Below are 16,224 nucleotides of genomic sequence, written 5' to 3'. Positions count from 1 at the left end.
CGGGGAGCGACGCCGCTCCCCGGATCCCGCGTCAGGCCGTGCCGAACGCGCGTTTCAGGAAAGCACTGGCATCCGCGATCGCAGCCTGCGCGCCCGGCAGGAACCCCACCCACGACACGAACCCGTGGACCATTCCCGGATAGCGCGTCATCTCCACCTCGACGCCCGCCGCGCGCCGCACCGGCGCATAATCCTTCGGTGGGCGTCGCCAATTCGCTGGTCGCCGCGGAATGCGGCGCGGTGCGGATCGACGCAAGTCTCGCGGGCATGGGCGCGGGTGCGGGCAACGCGCCGCTCGAGGTGTTCGTCGCCGCCGCCGATCGCAAGGGCTGGAACCATGGCTGCGACGTCATGGCGCTGATGGATGCGGCGGAAGATCTGGTCCGGCCGCTGCAGGATCGCCCGGTTCGCGTCGATCGCGAGACGCTCGCGCTCGGCTATGCGGGTGTCTATTCGAGCTTCCTGCGGCATGCCGAGAAGGCGAGCGAGACCTATGGCATCGACACACGCACGATCCTGGTCGAACTGGGCCGGCGCAAGATGGTCGGGGGCCAGGAGGACATGATCGTCGATGTCGCGCTCGACATGCTGCGGGATCGCGAGGCGGCGGCATAGGCGAGGGGTGGGCATGCGGCGGCTGTCGCTCGATCACCTGACGGTCGTCGATGCGACGCCGGTCGAACTGGCGCGGCTGGCGGCCGCGACGGCTGCACCGGCATCTGTGCCTTCCTGCACGCCATGCCGGTGCTGCCGGCGATGCCACCCTATGACCTGACCCGTGATTCCGCCGGCGTGCGTGACCTGCGGCACGTCCTGCGCGACACGGGGGTGACGGTCGATCTGGTCTACCCGTTCACGATGACCGGGCGCACGATCGTCGCCGACTTTGAGCCGGCGCTGGCCGCCGCCGCCGAACTGGGCGCGCCGCTGGCCAACGTGCTGTGCTACGATCGTGAGCCGCAGCGCCGGGTGGAGCGGCTAGGCGAACTGGCCGCGCTGGCGGCAGGCCACGGCATCGCGCTCGCGGTGGAATTCTACGCGCCGTCGCAGGTCGCGTCGCTTGTTGCCGCGCTGGATACCGTCGCCGCGGTCGCGTGCGACGGTGTTGGCGTGACGCTCGACCTGCTCCACCTCATGCGCGCAGGCGAATGGCCGCTGATGGCGTCGCGGCTGGCCGATCCGGCGATCCGCATCGTCCAGGTCAGCGACGGGCCGGGGGCGATGGCTGCGGACCGGATCGAGTGGGAGGCGGGGCTCCAGCGATGGCTGCCGGGTGAGGGGGGCTTTCCGATCGCGCAGGTCCTCGCCGGCATGGACGCGTCCGTGCCGGTCAGCGTCGAAGTGCCGCAGCAGTCTGCGATCGAGGCGGGGATACCGATGCTCGATCGGGTGCGGATGGCGGTCGCCGCGATGACACGCGCGCAGGGATGATGGGACGACTCGTCCGGCTTTGCCGCCGGCGGGTCGATCTATCGCACGACGTGGCATCGGCCGGTGCTTGTGAAGACCCGCGGCCACGGCGTCACCGGACGGGCCGGTAACGCCGCCGCCAACCGTCAGGCCGCGCGCAGTTCCGCGACCTCATCCGCGGTCAGGGTGAGCGCGGCCGCGCCGACGCTCTCCTCGACGCGCGTCGGGCTCGATGCGCCGAAGATCGGGATCACCTGCCCCGGCTGGTTGAGCAGATAGGCGAGCACGACGTCGGCGATCGGAACGCCCCGGTTCGCAGCGACGCGGCGAGCCGCCTCGAACCGGGCCTCGTTGGCGGGATTGTCGTAGAATGCCTTGAGATCGTCGGTCGCGCCACCGGCGTCGAGCTTCGAGAAATAACCTCGGCTCTGCCCGCAATACGGCACGATCGCGAGACCGGCGTCGATGAGCGACGCGCCGTGATCCTCGAAATACAGTTGATAGCCCTGCTGCATCGCATTGGGCTCGTTCGGCTTGGCCAGACCCCAGAAGGGCTGGACCGCGACGAAGCCTTCGCTACCCTTGGACTTGGCATAGGCGTTCGCTTCCAGAACGCGTGCCGCCGTCCAGTTCGAGGCGCCGAACCAGCGGATGTGACCCGCGCTCTTCGCCGCGATCAGCGTGTCGACGATCGGCTCGACGGGGGCCTCGGCATTGTCCATGTGCAGCCAGTACAGATCGATCGTGTCGACGCCGAGATGCTCCCGACTCTGCGACAGATCATCGGCGATGTCGGCCGGCGTCACGCGGTTGCGGTAGTCGCCGGCGCGCATGTCGTAGAATCCGCCCTTGGTGCCGATCACGAAATCCTTGCGAACCTGCGTCTTGAGCCATGCGCCAATCGCCCGCTCGCTCGCGCCGGCGGGCGCGTCGGGGATCCAGTCGCCATAGGAGCGCGCGGTATCGATGAAATTGCCGCCCAGGCTTGCGAACCGGTCGAGGATCGCGTTCGCGCCCGACTGGTCGATCGCGGTGCCGAGCATGTTCGTGCCGTAGCACAGCCGGCTGACGTCCAGGTCGGTATGGGCAAGCGTTACGTGGCCAAGCATCCTGATCTCCATATATGCGACCGTGCGGAACGGCCGGTTCTGGATCGGACGATAGCGTCGCTGATATGCGCAACTCAAGGCAAATATGGACGCCGGCGTTCTATTTGCGTAGCGTTCGCGCGATACGCGCCGCAGTCCTGGGTATGTCGATTGACGACGTTATCCCTTGGCGATTGCCGGATCGTCGCGTTATGCGTCGGCGGATGACCGAGAAAGTACGCTGAATGCAGATCCGAAACGGGAAGGCCTTTTCGGCGCCGACGCTGGACGACCTCGATACGAAGCTCATCGAGCTTCTGCGGGTCAACGGACGCGCGACGAACCAGGAACTGGCCGACCGGCTCTCGGTAACCGCCGCGACGGTATCGACCCGGCTTCGGCGCATGGAAGATGCGCACGTCATGCGTGTCGTCGCTGTCACCGACTTCTCCGCGCATAACTACAACGTGCTGATCGCGCTCGGCGTCAAGGTGCAGGGGCGCGACGTGCGCCAGGTCGGTCGCGATCTGGCGAAGCTGCCAGAGGTATTGAGCGTCAACATCATGAATGGTCCGCACGAACTGGAGCTGCTGGTGGGGCTGCACGATTTCGGCGAGATCAACACCTTGCTCCTCGAACACATCGCCGCGATCCACGGCGTGACCCACATCAGCCCCGGCATCGCCGCCGACATCGTCAAGTTCGAATTCAACGTGGTGCCGCTGTGAACGGCGCGAACAGTCGCCTCGACGAGCTCGACCGCAAGATCGTCGACAAACTGTCGCGCGACGCGCGCGTGTCGAACCGCGGGATCGCCGCCGATCTGGGCGTGACCGAAGGCACGATCCGCACGCGGATCAAACGGCTGCAGGCCGAAGGGCTGATCCAGTTCACGGTCGTGACCGATTTCCGGATGGCGGGCTCCCCCAACCTGTGCATGATCGGTATCGACGCGGATCCGTCGCGGGTTGCAGCGCTCGCGCGCGAGCTGTCCGACATGGCGGAGATCGGATGCGTCATCGTTCTGCTGGGTCGCTACAGCCTGATGGCGATGGCCTTGATGACCAGCGTCGAGGGGTTGAACGACCTGGTCACCGATCGGATTCGTACGCTGGCGGGCGTCCGCCGGGTCGAGACGTCGATCTCGATCCACAATCTGAAATACGAAGCGGGCGTGGCAAAGATTTCCGCCTCGGCCTGACCGCGCCATCGTCGCGGCTGGCCAAGGCGGTTGGGCCGGGCTCTACACGACGCAGATCGCTCCGAGCTTTTCGTTGCGCGGGGGCACGCGCGAAATCCTGCGCGGCATCAGCGCGCGGCCTGAGGCTGAGGTGAACCGATGGACGAACTGACCGAACCCTTCGCGCGTCTGCTGGCGGACGTATCGAGCCTGGATGCGGTGCGCGCGATCGAACGCGGCAGCGACTGGCGTGCCATGTGGCAGGCGTTGCCGACAGCGGGTTCCCCGACGCGCTGGTCCCGAAGCGGAAGGCAGCGCGGGCCTGTCGATGGCGCAGGTCGGGCCGCTGCTGACGCTGCTGGGGCATCATGCCGTGCCGTTGCCGGTCGGCGAGACGATGCTGGCGCGGGCGTTACTTGCCCGCGCGGGACTGGCGCGGCCCGACGGGCCGATCGTTCTGGTCACGGGCAGCGGCGTGACGCCGGGTGGCGTTTTTGCGGAACACGCGCTGCACGGCACGACCGAGACACCCACGCTCTCGCCGCCGACGCCGACGCACGGTCCGTCCAACGGCGGCGCGCTGGATGCCGTCCTGGACATACCCGGCAGCGTCGCGATGCGGCCGGTGTCGGCGATGCTGCGTGCGCATCTGATCGCGGGTGCCGCTACGCACATTCTCGATCTGATTCTGGCCCATGCCAAAGACCGCACCCCGTTCGGCAAGCCGATCGGCCGACAGCAGCTGGCGGTGATGGCGGAGCAGTCGGTCGCGGCGCGAATCGCGGCCGGGATCGGCACCGGGGTGATATCGTCCCGGGTGCGCGCGACGCAGCCGTCGCCAAGCACGGTGCGGCGATCGCGGCGGCGGAGATTGCGGGTATCGCACATGGCGTGTTCGGTGCGATCGGGATCAGCGAGGAACATGATCTGCAGATGCTGATGCGATGTCTGCACGTCTGGCGACTCGCGGATGGATCGGCCGCCTATTGGGCAAGCGAACTCAGCCGCATCCGCATCGGTGTGTCTGTCGCGTCAACCGTTGCGTGGTTCGGCGATGGCGCTGACGCCTCGGCTGCGTAAGGGCATTGCAAATTCCGCCACTCCGCCGTATTCGCGATTTGCGTATTAGAAGACGGCTATAAGCTGCGCATTATCGGAGGGGTGGATATGGTTACCGTTCGCGCGACTTTGTTCCTATCGGGTAGCTTGCTGGCGTGGAGCGTACCGGCGATGGCCCAGGAGGCAGCGCCCGGCGCGGTCCCCAGCGCTGTACAGCCGACCCCGGAAGCGCGCACCGACAACCCCCGCCCCGGTTCCGAAGCGACGCAGGACAGCGCGGAGATCATCGTCACCGCGACACGTCGTGCGGAAGCGTTGAAGGATGTCCCGCTGTCGGTAGACGTGGTGTCGGGCGCGGACATCAAAAAGCTCAACCTGTTCGATTTCAAGGACGTCCAGGCTCTGTCGCCGGGGCTTCAGCTGACCAACAACGACGGCCGCTCGAACGTCGCGACCTTGCGCGGCGTCACCTTCGATCCGGACTCGGGATCATCGCCCGCCGTGACCGTCTATATCAACGAGGTGCCCGTAGATCCGCAGACCGCATTCACCGGCATCTACGATGTCGGCCAGATCGAGGTGCTGCGCGGTCCGCAGGGCATCTTCCGCGGGCAGACATCGCCGGCGGGTTCGATCACGCTCACCACGCGGCGGCCCAACCTGAACGAGCCCGAGGGCTATGTCCAGGCGACCGGCACGCTTCGGGGCAGCGGTAATTTTCAGGGCGGTGCGAGCATCCCCCTGGTGCCCGGCACGCTGGCGATCCGCGGCGCGGTGCTGGTCGACGCGAACCGGGCGAACCAAGTCCGCAACGTGAATGGCGAGCGCTCGCGCGGCGACACCGAAAGTGCGCGCTTGTCGCTGCGTTGGTCGCCGTCGAGCAAGTTCAATTCGGTGCTGACCTACCAGTATCTCACCAACGACGTGTCGCCCTACATCGCGGTATTCGGGCCGGGCAAGCAGCCCAGTCTGCTCGATCCGTCGCGTAGCGGCCCGGCTCTTTCGATCGGTGACCGTCGTTCCGTGACCGAGGCGCGACCGCGCTTCCAGAATCGCACCAACCTCGTCACGCTGGCGGCGGACTATCATTTCGACGGCGCGACCCTGTCGTTCAATGGCGGCTACCAAGATACGCTGCTCAAGCAGAGCCGCGATCAGGATGTTGCCAATGCGGTTCCCAACAAGTCGCTGAACCAGACCACTAGCATTCCCTACAGGACATGGAATGCCGATCTGCGGCTGACGTCGAGCGGGGACGGGCCGTTCAGCTGGAGCGTCGGTGGGAATTATTTCAACACCAAGAACAGCGTCGATGTCACGCAGGAGAACGACGTGTTCAGCGGATTCGCGTTCACGCCATTGCCCGCCGCTCTCGCGACCTTCCCGATCGACGTCGCGGTCCAGGTTCCGGTGAAGTCGATCGCCTATTCGGGGACGGCCTCGGTCGGCTATGAGTTCACGCCGACTTTGAAGATCGAGGCTGGCGCGCGCTACAACTGGGCGGATATCCGGCGCCAGAGTTTCCTCAGCGTCTTCCTGCCGACGTTCGGCATCTACCAGCTCAAGAACTTCCCGACGATCTCGCCGCAAGGCGCGGACCAGCATTTCCGCGCGCTGACCGGCGGCGCCAGCCTGACGTGGAAGGTGACGCCCGACGTCACCACCTATGTCAGCTATGGCCGCTCGTTCCGTCCGGGCGTGTCGGCGGTCGCGGTCACGACGCCGCTCGACAGCAGCATCCTCATCACGCCCAAGGAAACGTCGGACTCGGGCGAGGTGGGCATCAAGACCAGTCTGTTCGAGCGGCGGGTCAACGTGAACGTCTCCGCCTTCTACCAGAAGTTCAAGAACTATATCGGCTATGAGCCCGCCCTGACGACGAATTCGTCGCGCGTCGCGGGGGCGGTCGATCCGTCGACCGCGCCGCTGCCCACGTTTGGCAACGCCAGCTCACGCGGGATCGAAGGGCAGATTTCGGCGCGCATCAGCGACGCCTTCGATCTGTCGGTCAACGCCAGCTACGCCGATGCGCATTACGACAATGCGCAGATTTACTGCAACGATTACAATGGCGATGGTGCACCGGATTCGAACGGGACGCCGCGGGTGCCCGCCGGCCGGCAGGTCGCGGTATGCACGCGCAACGACCGGCTGGCACAGATACCCCGCTTCAATCTGACCGCCAATGGCGAGGTCCATTTCGCGGCGGGACAGCTCCAGCCGTTCCTGCGCGGGCTGGTGAGCTATCGTCCGGGTTTCGACTCCGAGCTCGACAACTACTCATATCGTGCGTTCACCAACATCAGCCTGTTCGGCGGGCTGCGCGGACCAGACAACAAGTGGGAGCTCAGTGTCTTCGCCAAGAACCTGCTCGATCAGGCACGGGCGACACGGGTCGGCCAGGGGGTCGCGACCTACCCGACGACGGGGCTCGATCCGGTGACGTTCCAGCCGACCGGGGCGGCGGGCGCACCGTTCGACTCAGGATATCGTACGGCTGTCATTTCGCCACCGCGCGAGATCGGCGTGTCGCTCAACTTCAACTGGTAAGCGCGGGAACAGGATAGTGACGATGGACCATTTCGGCTTCACCAAACTGATCGTCGACGATCTCGAGGCGACCGCCACCTTCTACAAGACGGTGTGCCGGCTGACCGAGCTGGCGCGTGTCTCCGCCGCGGTCAACGACCGCAAGATCGACGAGATCCTGTTCAACCCCACGGGACAGGGGGCGGCGACCTTCGTCCTGTGGAAGTGGCTCGATCGCGCGGGCGCGACCGGCGACAGCGTGATCCTGGGCTTCCAGACCGAGGACGTCGACGCGTTCGTCGAACGCGCGACGGGGGCGGGTGGAGCGCTCGTCCAAGCGGCCACGGACATGCCAGAACATGGCGTCCGGGTCGCGTTCGTCACCGATCCGGAGGACAATCTGATCGAGGTCGTCCAGGTGACGGGCGCCTGGAACCCGCCCGTCGCGTGAGGACGGGACTGCCGGCCGCGCGGGGGGTGCGCGACCGGCAGTCTTCGCTATCCGGCGACACGCAGGTCGTACTGGCTGGTCGGGAGCAGGTCGACGCAATCCGCCCCGATGAAGCGCGCGCAACTGTCCGCCATCGCCTTCGTATTGCGGGTGAACTGGGCCTCGTCGCCGACCGCGTCGAAGAACACGTACGGATCGTCCATCGCGTCGGCGGGAAAGCATTCCTCGACGATCGCGGCATAGTCGTGCGGCCCCGCGACCAGCGGGCGGACGATCAGGTTCTGGATATATTCGAAATTCGCCTGCGTCTCGATCGCGACCGACGTGTGCAACCCCTGCCAGGCATGGCGCCACGCCGGCTCGTCGAGATGCGCGGGCCGTTTGAGGAAGCAGATCTGCGAGAACCCCTTGGTCCGCGTGCCCGGCGGCGCGGGCGTGTCGGGGTTGCGGATCACGGTCGACGCCATCACCAGCCACGCCGCGATCCGCGTGCCACCGTCGGACAGCAGCGCATCGATCGGTGCACGGAACGCGTCGTGCGCGACGTCGAGCCAAAGCTGGACGACCGCGTCGGGCTGTTCGGCGCCGCCGCAACGCATCCGCAGCCCGGCGGCGCGGACGACATCGTCGTCCTGCAGGTTCAGCCGTATGCCCCGCACGTCGTCGCGCGCCAGCAACGCAGGCGCCATCGTGTCGCGAAGCCGCACGTTGAGCGCCGTGCGATCCTCGTTCCCGCGGCGCCACAGCGCATAGATCACCTTCTGCATCGATCGGGTCCTCAGTCGAAATTCGCCTGCCCGCCGTCGAGCGGGATGGTGGCGCCGGTCAGATAGCTCGCCGCCGGATCACACAGCAGCACGACTGCGCGGCCGATGTCGTCGTGCGGATCGCCCAGCCGCTTGAGCGGGATCGTGCGGAAGAAGGCGGTGGCCTCGGACGGGTTCGCTTCGATCCACGCCTGCATCGCCTCGCTCAGCGCGTGCGGCGCGATCGACAGCACGCGGATGCCGTCCGCGCCCCATTCGGACGCGGCCGCGCGGGTGAGGACCCGCGTCGCCTGCTTGACCGCGCCATAGGCACCGAACCCGCCCATGTCCCAGCGCACGCCCGCCGAACTGACCAGGTTGAAGATGACGCCGCCGCCACGCGCGCCCATGTGCGGCGCGACCCGCTTCATCAGCCGGAACGTGGCCAATGGCCCGCTCTCGAACCCCGCGACGAACGCCTCGTCGGAAACATCCGCCAGCCGGCCGAGCGGCACCTGCTGCGCGTTGTTGACCAGGATGTCGATCGCGCCGAACGCGTCGAGCGTCGCGGCGACCAGCGCGTCGAGTCCCGTCGGGTCGCGCACGTCGGACACGTGGCACGATGCGCCCTCGATCCGAGCCACCGCCGCGCGCAACCGGTCCTCGTCGCGCCCCGAGATCATCACCCGCGCGCCCGCGCCCGCCAGCGCGCTTGCGATCCCGAAGCCGACGCCTTGCCCGCCGCCGGTGACGATCGCGACCTTGCCCGAAAGATCGGTCATGCGGGCTCCATATCCTTGCCGCCCCGATAGCCCTTCAGGCTGGCGATCCGCGCGTGGGCATCGATCGAATGAATGCGGTCGCCGCTCATGCCGCGGCGGCCAACGCGGCATCACGTGCGACCGCCGCCGCGACCCGTCGCGCGAAATAGGTCGATTCGCCCAGGCACACGCCGCTGGCGTAGCTCGACGAGCCCTGCGCCAGGTTCGAGGCGGTCGCGCCGGCCGCGTAGAGCCTGTCGATCGCGCTGCCGTCCTCGCGCAGGACGCGACCGTCAACGTCGGTGGCGAGGCCCCCCAGCGAGAAGCCGGAGAACACCGCCTTGCCCAGCGAACAGTCGACCGCGGCGAACGGTGGCACGACCAGTGGCTGGCACCAGTCGGCATGCTTGTGCATCGCGCCGTCGCGGCCCTCCGCCGCATCGGCGTTGTAGCGCGCGACGGTCGCCTGCAGGCGACCTTCCGGCAGGCCAAGGTCGCGCTCCATCGATGCGAAATCCTCCCACACGTCGATCAGCTGCTGCTGGCCGAAGCTGGGCGGCTCGTACATCGCGGTATCGACGATCAGATAGGCGACGTGGCCGGGCTGGTCGACGATCGCCTGGCTGGTGCGCGCGTGATAGCTGTCTTCCGCGACGAAGCGGTCGCCGTCGCGGTTGACCAGCACGCCCTTCAGATAACCCTCGGGCGGATACAGCGGCGAGGTGATGAGCTGCGCGTGCATATGCTTCGTGGCGCCGCCGACGCTCCGCCCCAGCCGGATGCCGACGCCGTCTGCATAGGCGCCGCCGACGACATACACGTCGTCGCGCGCCATCACCGGCAGGTGTTCGGCGAGCATCGCGGGGTCCATGGCGAACCCGCCGGTTGCCAGCAGCACGCCGTGGCGCGCGGTCGCGACACGCTCTGCCCCTTCGCTGCGATAGCGTACGCCCGTCACCGTGCCGTCGTCGGTGACCAGATCGGTGACGTTGGCGTCATAGGCGAAGCGCACGCCTGCGCCCTCTGCGGCGGCGATCAGCCGTTCGATCAGGACGTGTCCCGCGGCCCCCTGCGCGGCGACCATGTGGCCGCGCGGGGCGGGGCGGGCGACGGTGACGTGGGGATGCGCCTTCTCACCGCCGGTCCACGACAGCGTTTCGTCGGAAGGCACCTCGAAATGCTTGCCGCCGAAATATTTCGTGTTGAACGGCACCCCCTGCGCCTTCAGCCATTCGAAGTGCGCGACGCTGGCCTCGCAATAGGCACGGATCTTGTCGTGCGGCGGATCGGGCATCTCGCAGGTGAGGAACGCAATCATGTCCTCGACCGAGTCCGCATAGCCGTTGGCGGTCTGCACCGAGGTGCCGCCGCCGAGATAGAGATACCCGCCGGACGCGGCGGTCGACCCGCCGCCGCCCGACGCGCGTTCCAGCACCAGCACGTCGAGCCCGGCGCGGGCCGCGTCGATCGCCGCCGAGGCACCGGCCGCACCCAGCCCGACCACGATCAGGTCCGCCATCTCGCCATCCGTCATGGCTCGCATCCTCTTTCAGCTCGGGCTTTGCGTATCTTATCGTCCGGTTCCTCTATATATTCCAAGAGATCGCGCCATAACAATCATTGATATGCGTAGGATGCTTCTGGTAAAGGCAAAGCCGACACGGGCTTGCGCCGGGCCGCATCGAACGCGCATGGCACGCAGCAGCAGGACGAGAGGATGAAGACATGGTGACCTCCAAGGATTATCGCCTCGGCGACTTCGACTATCCGCGCGGCTGGTTCATGGTCGGCCCCGCGAGCGAAGCGACCAAGGCGCCGCGCGCGATCCGCTATTTCGGGCAGGATCTGGTGATCTATCGCGGCGAGAGCGGCAGCCCCTATGTGGTCGAGGCGTATTGTCCGCACATGGGCGCGCACCTGGCGAACAATTCGACCTCGTACATCGTGCGCGACAACGAGCAGATCGAGGGCGAGTCGATCCGCTGCCCCTATCATGGCTGGCGCTTCGGCACCGATGGCCAGTGCAATCACATCCCCTATTCGGACGCGCGGCCCAAGGCGGCGAGGCTGCGCACCTTCCCCACGCTGGAGCGCGCGGGCATCATCTGGGTCTGGCACGATCCCGAGGGGCTGGAGCCCGATTTCGACCTGCCCGTCTTCGGCGGCCACTATGATTCGCCCGGCTGGGTCAACTGGAAGATCGACCATATGGGCGACCTGCAGAGCCACCCGATCGAGATCGTCGACAACATGGCCGATCTGGCGCATTTCCAGCCGATCCACGGATCGATCAACACGACCTATTTCGCCAACGAGTTCAAAGGCCATCAGGTCTGGCAGTATTTCTCGTCGGGGCACCGCACGCTCGTCACCGAGCCCAACGCACAGCTCTACACCTCGACCTGGTACACCGGACCCGCAATCCTCCAGTCGGACATGAAGGGCGATTTCGACTCATTCATCATGATCGCGCACACCCCCGTCGAGGAGGGCTGCACGCGCGTGTGGCACGGCCTGATGGTGCAGGTGAACGACGGCACCGCGCCAATCACCGACGAACTGCGCGGCGCAGCGCTCGCCTATCAGGAGGGCAGCCGCATGGCGCTGGCACAGGACGTCGAGGTCTGGCAGCACAAGCGGCCGTGCTTCAATCCGATGGTCGTGCCCGGTGACGGGCCGTTCGGCAAGCTGCGCACCTGGTACAAACAGTTCTTCCAGCCGCGCGACAAGGCGGGCGAGTATCAGAAGCGCGCCGAGGGTCTGGTGGTCAGCGTCGATCGCCGCAACGAACCGCAAGCGGCCTGAGCGAAGAGGCGAAAACAGTCATGCCGATCAGGTCGGAGCGCCCGGTGGCGCTCGTCACCGGCGCCAGCCGTGGTGCGGGGCGCGGGATCGCGGCCGCGCTGGGCGGCGCGGGATACCGCGTGTACGTAACGGGTCGCACGCTTCAGGAAGGCGCAGCGCCGCTGCCCGGCACGATCGGCGCGACCGCGGCGCAGGTGGATGCGGCCGGCGGGGAGGGGCGCGCGGTCCAGGTGGATCACGGCGACGCGCAGGCGATCGCGGACCTGTTCGCGCGGATCGGCGACGAGAGCGGACGGCTCGATATCCTCGTCAACAACGTCGCCGCGCTCCACGACGATCTGGTGAAGCCGGGGCCGTTCTGGGACAAATCCCCCGACCTCGTCGGCATCCTCGACGTGGGTCTGCGCTCGCACTATCTCGCCAGCTGGCATGCGGCGCGGATGATGGTGCCCGCAGGGACCGGGCTGATCGCGTTCACGTCCAGCTTCGGTTCCGTCTGCTACATGCACGGCCCCGCCTATGGCGCGCAGAAGGCGGGGGTGGACAAGTTCGCCGCCGACATGGGCGTCGATTTCCGTGGCACCGGCGTGGCGGCGGTTTCGCTGTGGATGGGGCCGTTGCGCACCGAGCGAAGCGAGCGGACGCTGGCGGAGCATCCCGAGCAGTATGAAAGCTTCATGGCCGAGGCGGAGACGCCCGAGTTCAACGGCCGCGTGATCGCCGCGATCCATGACGATGCGGAGCGCGAGACGCTCAGCGGGCAGACGCTGATCGCTGCCGAGGTCGCCGAGCGTTACGGCATCACCGAGGCCGGGGGGCGGCGCCCGCCTTCCTATCGCGCGATGCTGGGCGAGCCGCGGATCGCGCATCCGGCGATCGTGGCATGACCGATCACGGGCAACGGTTCGCGGGCAAGCGCGCGATCGTCACCGGCGGTGCGTCGGGCATCGGTCGCGCGACCGTGCTGCGTCTGGCCGCGGAGGGCGCCGAGGTGCTGGCGGTCGACATGAACGCGGACGCGCTCGACGCGCTGGCGGCGGACGGCATCGCGACCCGCACGGGCTCGGTCGCGGACGAGGCGACCGCGCGCGCGATCGTAGGCGACTGGGCCGCGGGCGGCGCGATCGACGTGTTGGTCAACATGGCGGGCGTGATCCGCTCGGGCCATGTCGCCGAGACGAGCCTCGACGATTTCCTGTGGTGCGTCCACGTCAATCTGGGCAGCACGTTCCTGATGTGTCGCGAGGCGCTGCCGCATCTCGAGCGCAGCGGCGGCAACATCGTCAACGCCGCGTCGACCTCCAGCCAGTTCGGCCATCCCTTCCTCGCGGGCTATGCCGCCAGCAAGGGCGCGATCGCGGCGTTCACGCAATCGCTGGCGTGGGAATATATGAAGCGCGGTGTCCGTGTGAACGCGGTCGCGCCGGGCAGCATCGGCACGCCGCTGGCGCAGAGCGTCCAGACCGGAATGGTCGCGGGCGCGGATTGGGATCTGTACACGCACATGCAGGCACCCAACGGCTTTCAGGAGCCTGACGCGATCGGGGGCGTGATCGCGATGCTGGCCAGCCGGGACGGCGCGCACATGAACGGCGCGATCGTCCGCGTCGACGGCGGCGTCCACGCCTAGCCCAGATCGCTCTCGACGGCGCCGAGGACGGCCGGGTCGCCGCTGTGCATCTGCCACAGCGCGTCGCGCCGCACGATCCGCCATCCCTCGCCGTGCCGTCGCCAGCGATCGACATATTCGCCGGTCGAATCGAAGATCGCACCGGCCGGATCGTCGCGTCGCTGGTGGCGGGCCTGGACATAGGCGCGGCTGACCGCCGTGTCGCCGTCGACGTCGATCAGCAGGCTGCCGATCAGATGCTGCGTCGGCCCGCACATGTCGAGGAACCGCCGCATGTGCGCCTCGAGCGCGACGATCCCGGCGCGGTCCTGCCCATCGCCATAGTCGAACACGATGTCTGCCGCGAACACCTCCGACAACCGGTGCCAGGATTTCGTATCGAGCGTGCGCGCGAAGATCGACAAGCCGCGCGCGATCGCGCGTTCCGCAAGCAGCATGTCGAGCGTGACGGTATCGGTCATCAGAAACGCTCCGGCCGCATGATCGCATCGGTCCCGCCGTCGATGAAGATCATCTGGCCGAGCAGATAATGCCCCTCCATCGTCAGCAGGTGGACGATCAGTTCGGCGATCTCTTCGGGCTGTGCGAATCCTTCGACGGCCATCGGGTTGGACTGCGCGATCAGCGCCATCATCGCCGGGTCGTCGAACAGCGGCGCGGTCATCGGCGTCGAAACCACGCCGGGCGCTACGCCGTTCAGCAGGATCCCCGATCCGGCCCAGTCGCGCGTCACCGCTTCGCGGCGGAGCCACAGCGTCAGCGCCAGCTTCGATGTCATGTACGACGTTTGCGCGGATGCAGCGGCGGCGGCGATCGCGCCCGCCTCGTCTCCGGCCAGGCACAGCGCGACCGTGGCCGCGTCGCTCGGCAGCAGGACCGACGTCGATCCGATCGCGACCGCACGTCCGCGCCCGTGTTTTGCCAGCAGCGGCCGCACGCCCTCCAGCACCGCGACCGCGCCGAAATGGTTGATCGCGATCGTCTCCGCCGCGCGATCGGGCGCGGAAATGCCCGCGGCGGCGAGGACGCCGTCGATTCCGTCGGGCCAGTGCCGCGCGATCGCGTCGATCGCCTGCGCGCGTCCCGTCGGGGTGCCGAGGTCTGCGGCGACATCCGCATTCGCCCGGTCCACGCCCAGCACCGCGTGTCCGGCATCGCGAAGGCGCGCCGCGGTGGCGCGTCCGATCCCCGATCCGGATCCCGTCACTACAAAGCGCTTCATACGCATACGCTCCACAAACCACCGAATCGCCAACAGATGGCGCATATCAATGCCATGGAACGGTACGCATATGCCAACAACGTAATTGCACGGTAGCGTACGATGAGGTAGTCATGCGGTCACAACCCGTACGAAATGGAGAGGGTCATGTTGACCGAAGCCCGCAAGCGCGAACTGTCCGAAATCCTGCGTCCCGTCTCGCCGCCGCAGCAGCTCGACAACCTGTTCACCGACGATCAGCGGCGCCGCATGCTCGACGTCGTCCACGACAAGGGCGAGTGGAAGCTCATCATCGCACAGCATTTCGCCAATGCCGAGGAGCTGATCGCGACGTTCGCGGGCGGCTTCCCCGAGGGGTTCACCCCGACGCTCGATATGTTCCTGACGCCCACGTTCCGCGGCTTCTTCGCGAACTATTCGGCGGTGCTGTATCCGGAACTGCACGACGTCTTCTACAACGAGACGTTCCTGGCGCATGCGCGGTCCTATTGGGGCGCCGAATACGCCAAGCCGCAGATGATGCTGTTCAACATCAACGGGCCGTGCGGAAACAACGATCCCGGCCATCTCGATTCGCCCAGCTTCCGCGGCGTGCGCTACGAGAATTCGCCGACCTGGCTGTGCTCGATCATGGGCCGCTCGGGGCTGTTCCAGGACTATCTCATCAAGATGGCGCAGGTCATCACCTGGTTCAGCAACGATCCCGCCAGCGGCTTCACCTATTGGCCCAATGGCCCGCTTGCCAAGCCGGAGCGGCTGCGTTCGCCGATCTACAACAGGGGCGTGCTGGTGCAGAACGAGATGATGGTCCATCGCGGGGAGGCGTGCGGGCCGGTCGAGCGACAGCGCCCCGACGGGCTGGGCTTCGACAGCGTGTTCACGGGTGCCGAGGGCGATCGCGACGGCTGGGTGGTCAAGACCGGCGATCGCGAGATCGAGCGTTATCATACCGACGATCTGCGCTTCCTGGTCCATTGGTCCGCCGAGGTCTTCCAGGATTTCGCCGAATTGAAGAAGAACATGGACCAGTCGGACGACTTGACGGTCGACCGCGTGTTCGACACGCTGATCGCCGACGTGCGCGCGAAGGGTATCCAGATCGAGACGCCCACCGATCCGTTGCGCGATCCGGTGTTCATCAAGGCGCTGAACGACGCCTATGATTACGGCGGCCCTACCGAATATCCCGCCGAGGCGCCGCGCGGCGGGGTGTACGCCGCAGCCGCCTGACGTCCTGCTATCCCCTGCGACGCGCAGGGGCATCCAACGAGACGGCCGCGCACCCGCGGGGGTGCGCGGCCGTTTTATCGACGATCAGGTCAACGCCGCAGCGAAAATACGAG

17 protein-coding genes and 1 pseudogene are annotated in these 16,224 nt (G+C 67.1%); 11 read left to right on the top strand and 7 right to left on the bottom strand.

Going from position 1 to position 16,224, the window contains the following annotated elements:
* Positions 1-31: 31 nt before the first annotated feature.
* The gene (locus tag M9979_RS13540) at positions 32-181 is read right to left on the bottom strand and encodes an alpha/beta hydrolase (protein WP_254289930.1); all 150 of its coding nucleotides are present in this window, start codon (positions 179-181) and stop codon (positions 32-34) included.
* A 5-nt stretch (positions 182-186) separates the two neighbouring features.
* On the opposite strand from M9979_RS13540, the pseudogene M9979_RS13535 reads away from it, so the two are divergent.
* Positions 187-615: pseudogene (locus M9979_RS13535) on the top strand (4-hydroxy-2-oxovalerate aldolase); the annotation flags it as partial.
* A gap of 123 nt (positions 616-738) precedes the next feature.
* Positions 739-1,431 (top strand): sugar phosphate isomerase/epimerase family protein, encoded by a 693-nt coding sequence (locus M9979_RS13530; RefSeq protein WP_254289887.1) that lies wholly within the window; start codon positions 739-741, stop codon positions 1,429-1,431.
* 125 nt (positions 1,432-1,556) lie between these two features.
* Here M9979_RS13530 and M9979_RS13525 read toward each other — a convergent pair whose 3' ends face one another.
* Positions 1,557-2,519, bottom strand: a complete 963-nt coding sequence (locus tag M9979_RS13525) for an aldo/keto reductase (RefSeq protein ID WP_254289886.1) — start codon at positions 2,517-2,519, stop codon at positions 1,557-1,559.
* Positions 2,520-2,743: 224 nt separating this feature from the next.
* On the opposite strand from M9979_RS13525, the gene M9979_RS13520 reads away from it, so the two are divergent.
* The 5 genes from M9979_RS13520 to M9979_RS13500 all read left to right on the top strand — a co-directional run bounded on the left by M9979_RS13520 (position 2,744) and on the right by M9979_RS13500 (position 7,717).
* Positions 2,744-3,226: an Lrp/AsnC family transcriptional regulator gene (locus M9979_RS13520; protein ID WP_254289885.1), complete on the top strand. Its 483-nt coding sequence runs from the start codon at positions 2,744-2,746 to the stop codon at positions 3,224-3,226.
* Entirely contained in the window at positions 3,223-3,699 is a 477-nt protein-coding gene (locus tag M9979_RS17365) for an Lrp/AsnC family transcriptional regulator (protein ID WP_254289884.1), read from the top strand. The genes M9979_RS13520 and M9979_RS17365 overlap by 4 nt, the downstream gene beginning before the upstream one ends.
* A gap of 307 nt (positions 3,700-4,006) precedes the next feature.
* The gene (locus tag M9979_RS13510) at positions 4,007-4,618 is read left to right on the top strand and encodes a hypothetical protein (RefSeq protein WP_254289883.1); all 612 of its coding nucleotides are present in this window, start codon (positions 4,007-4,009) and stop codon (positions 4,616-4,618) included.
* 227 nt (positions 4,619-4,845) lie between these two features.
* On the top strand, positions 4,846-7,287 hold the full coding sequence (locus M9979_RS13505) for a TonB-dependent receptor (RefSeq protein WP_254289882.1): 2,442 nt from the start codon (positions 4,846-4,848) through the stop codon (positions 7,285-7,287).
* Between the two features lie 22 nt (positions 7,288-7,309).
* Positions 7,310-7,717, top strand: a complete 408-nt coding sequence (locus M9979_RS13500; RefSeq protein WP_254289881.1) for a VOC family protein — start codon at positions 7,310-7,312, stop codon at positions 7,715-7,717.
* A gap of 47 nt (positions 7,718-7,764) precedes the next feature.
* Here the strand turns inward: M9979_RS13500 and M9979_RS13495 are convergent, their stop codons facing one another.
* The 3 genes from M9979_RS13495 to M9979_RS13485 form a co-directional block, all read right to left on the bottom strand.
* A complete protein-coding gene (locus tag M9979_RS13495; RefSeq protein WP_254289880.1) occupies positions 7,765-8,484 on the bottom strand; it encodes an EthD domain-containing protein in 720 nt (239 codons plus the stop codon).
* Positions 8,485-8,495: 11 nt separating this feature from the next.
* Positions 8,496-9,245 (bottom strand): SDR family NAD(P)-dependent oxidoreductase, encoded by a 750-nt coding sequence (locus M9979_RS13490; RefSeq protein ID WP_254289879.1) that lies wholly within the window; start codon positions 9,243-9,245, stop codon positions 8,496-8,498.
* A gap of 85 nt (positions 9,246-9,330) precedes the next feature.
* Complete coding sequence (locus tag M9979_RS13485; protein WP_254289878.1) at positions 9,331-10,758, bottom strand: FAD-dependent oxidoreductase; 1,428 nt, start codon at positions 10,756-10,758, stop codon at positions 9,331-9,333.
* 191 nt (positions 10,759-10,949) lie between these two features.
* Between M9979_RS13485 and M9979_RS13480 the strand changes: the two genes are divergently transcribed.
* From M9979_RS13480 to M9979_RS13470, 3 genes are read left to right on the top strand one after another with little or no spacing between them, the layout of a single operon-like run.
* Complete coding sequence (locus M9979_RS13480; protein WP_254289877.1) at positions 10,950-12,029, top strand: aromatic ring-hydroxylating dioxygenase subunit alpha; 1,080 nt, start codon at positions 10,950-10,952, stop codon at positions 12,027-12,029.
* Positions 12,030-12,049: 20 nt separating this feature from the next.
* Complete coding sequence (locus tag M9979_RS13475; protein WP_254289876.1) at positions 12,050-12,916, top strand: SDR family NAD(P)-dependent oxidoreductase; 867 nt, start codon at positions 12,050-12,052, stop codon at positions 12,914-12,916.
* The gene (locus M9979_RS13470; protein ID WP_254289875.1) at positions 12,913-13,659 is read left to right on the top strand and encodes an SDR family NAD(P)-dependent oxidoreductase; all 747 of its coding nucleotides are present in this window, start codon (positions 12,913-12,915) and stop codon (positions 13,657-13,659) included. The genes M9979_RS13475 and M9979_RS13470 overlap by 4 nt, the downstream gene beginning before the upstream one ends.
* On the opposite strand, the gene M9979_RS13465 is transcribed toward M9979_RS13470, so the two are convergent.
* Together M9979_RS13465 and M9979_RS13460 are read right to left on the bottom strand one after the other, a co-directional pair.
* Positions 13,656-14,120, bottom strand: a complete 465-nt coding sequence (locus tag M9979_RS13465; protein ID WP_254289874.1) for a nuclear transport factor 2 family protein — start codon at positions 14,118-14,120, stop codon at positions 13,656-13,658. The genes M9979_RS13470 and M9979_RS13465 overlap by 4 nt on opposite strands.
* Entirely contained in the window at positions 14,120-14,881 is a 762-nt protein-coding gene (locus M9979_RS13460; RefSeq protein ID WP_254289873.1) for an SDR family oxidoreductase, read from the bottom strand. The genes M9979_RS13465 and M9979_RS13460 overlap by 1 nt, the downstream gene beginning before the upstream one ends.
* A 147-nt stretch (positions 14,882-15,028) precedes the next feature.
* Between M9979_RS13460 and M9979_RS13455 the strand changes: the two genes are divergently transcribed.
* Positions 15,029-16,111: a hypothetical protein gene (locus M9979_RS13455; RefSeq protein WP_254289872.1), complete on the top strand. Its 1,083-nt coding sequence runs from the start codon at positions 15,029-15,031 to the stop codon at positions 16,109-16,111.
* Positions 16,112-16,224 lie beyond the last annotated feature (113 nt).

The sequence above is a fragment of the Sphingomonas liriopis genome (genome assembly GCF_024211255.1).
Lineage (GTDB): Bacteria > Pseudomonadota > Alphaproteobacteria > Sphingomonadales > Sphingomonadaceae > Sphingomonas > Sphingomonas liriopis.
Note: the sequence above shows the minus strand (reverse complement) of the source record. Positions and strands in the feature narration are given on the sequence as shown.

Coding starts and splice junctions, on each gene's coding strand:
- M9979_RS13530 (WP_254289887.1), top strand. CDS start 739: ATGCCGGTGCTGCCGGCGATGCCACCCTATGACCTGACCCGTGATTCC.
- M9979_RS13525 (WP_254289886.1), bottom strand. CDS start 2,519: ATGCTTGGCCACGTAACGCTTGCCCATACCGACCTGGACGTCAGCCGG.
- M9979_RS13520 (WP_254289885.1), top strand. CDS start 2,744: ATGCAGATCCGAAACGGGAAGGCCTTTTCGGCGCCGACGCTGGACGAC.
- M9979_RS13510 (WP_254289883.1), top strand. CDS start 4,007: ATGGCGCAGGTCGGGCCGCTGCTGACGCTGCTGGGGCATCATGCCGTG.
- M9979_RS13505 (WP_254289882.1), top strand. CDS start 4,846: ATGGTTACCGTTCGCGCGACTTTGTTCCTATCGGGTAGCTTGCTGGCG.
- M9979_RS13500 (WP_254289881.1), top strand. CDS start 7,310: ATGGACCATTTCGGCTTCACCAAACTGATCGTCGACGATCTCGAGGCG.
- M9979_RS13495 (WP_254289880.1), bottom strand. CDS start 8,484: ATGCAGAAGGTGATCTATGCGCTGTGGCGCCGCGGGAACGAGGATCGC.
- M9979_RS13490 (WP_254289879.1), bottom strand. CDS start 9,245: ATGACCGATCTTTCGGGCAAGGTCGCGATCGTCACCGGCGGCGGGCAA.
- M9979_RS13485 (WP_254289878.1), bottom strand. CDS start 10,758: ATGACGGATGGCGAGATGGCGGACCTGATCGTGGTCGGGCTGGGTGCG.
- M9979_RS13480 (WP_254289877.1), top strand. CDS start 10,950: ATGGTGACCTCCAAGGATTATCGCCTCGGCGACTTCGACTATCCGCGC.
- M9979_RS13475 (WP_254289876.1), top strand. CDS start 12,050: ATGCCGATCAGGTCGGAGCGCCCGGTGGCGCTCGTCACCGGCGCCAGC.
- M9979_RS13470 (WP_254289875.1), top strand. CDS start 12,913: ATGACCGATCACGGGCAACGGTTCGCGGGCAAGCGCGCGATCGTCACC.
- M9979_RS13465 (WP_254289874.1), bottom strand. CDS start 14,120: ATGACCGATACCGTCACGCTCGACATGCTGCTTGCGGAACGCGCGATC.
- M9979_RS13460 (WP_254289873.1), bottom strand. CDS start 14,881: ATGAAGCGCTTTGTAGTGACGGGATCCGGATCGGGGATCGGACGCGCC.
- M9979_RS13455 (WP_254289872.1), top strand. CDS start 15,029: ATGTTGACCGAAGCCCGCAAGCGCGAACTGTCCGAAATCCTGCGTCCC.